Here is a 773-nt window from a genome sequence, read left to right on the forward strand (position 1 = left end):
CCATAAAGGTATGCTCAAAGATGTTCCCCACGCTAAACCAATTAAGAAGTTTCCTCTTTCAATCATACAAACCACTCCTTATGAACATTGTAGGTGAACAAGTACCATTCTATACCTTCACTATAACAGAAAGCGCTTTCATTTGATAGTCACTTACACGTTTTTAGTGCTATATTCATACAGAAAACCGGATTCCAAGTAGATAAAGGGCGATATATAAGAAAATGAATAATTGCAAGGTGTAAAAGTATAATAATCTACTAAAAAAAAGAAACCTTCTTTGAAGGCTTCTTTTCTAGGTGTTTTTTATTGTTCGCCGCTGCGCTGCAAGCGATTCTCAATAAATAGGCGCTCAACAAATTTATTTAGCTGTGCTTGATACAAACGGCGCTCATCTAGCGATTTTGCGTCTTGTATTTGCTGCTTAAATCGTTTGATTTGCTGTCTTTGTTCAACCGTTACATGATGAGAAAGAAGCATAGGTCCCCCTCCATTTCACTAACGTTTAAATTAAGTAAACCAAGGTTTACCAAAACAAACAACAAACCTGTTAGCTTCTCTTACATACATTTTTTATTCAGCCTCTTTAGCCCCAACTAATGCTAAACCTGGACCGTACGGCGTTGTATGAACATCTAACATTAATTCATTTGTATAAGGCACAATAGAAGCTTCCATTGCTACCTGTACTCCATCGACTTCATACATTTCATCATTTTCAAAAGGCTCTTCAAAAGCTAACCCAATATTAGGAATTTCACAGCTAATTCCTT

Annotated in this window: 2 protein-coding genes; both read right to left on the minus strand. The window is 36.2% G+C overall.

Annotated features, from left to right (window positions below):
- Window positions 1-306 precede the first annotated feature (306 nt).
- Window positions 307-480, minus strand: coding sequence for a hypothetical protein (locus AC1DRF_RS30615; RefSeq protein ID WP_165574973.1), 174 nt, complete (start codon window positions 478-480; stop codon window positions 307-309).
- A 93-nt stretch (window positions 481-573) separates the two neighbouring features.
- Window positions 574-773, minus strand: a 200-nt coding sequence (locus AC1DRF_RS30620) for a Fe-S cluster assembly protein HesB (protein ID WP_477742651.1), incomplete at its 5' end; no start/stop codon positions are given.

The sequence above is a fragment of the Priestia sp. P5_B4 genome (assembly GCF_056400385.1).

What these genes read in the sequence shown, in the direction of transcription:
- AC1DRF_RS30615 (WP_165574973.1), bottom strand. Translation starts at nt 480, where the DNA reads ATGCTTCTTTCTCATCATGTAACGGTTGAACAAAGACAGCAAATCAAA.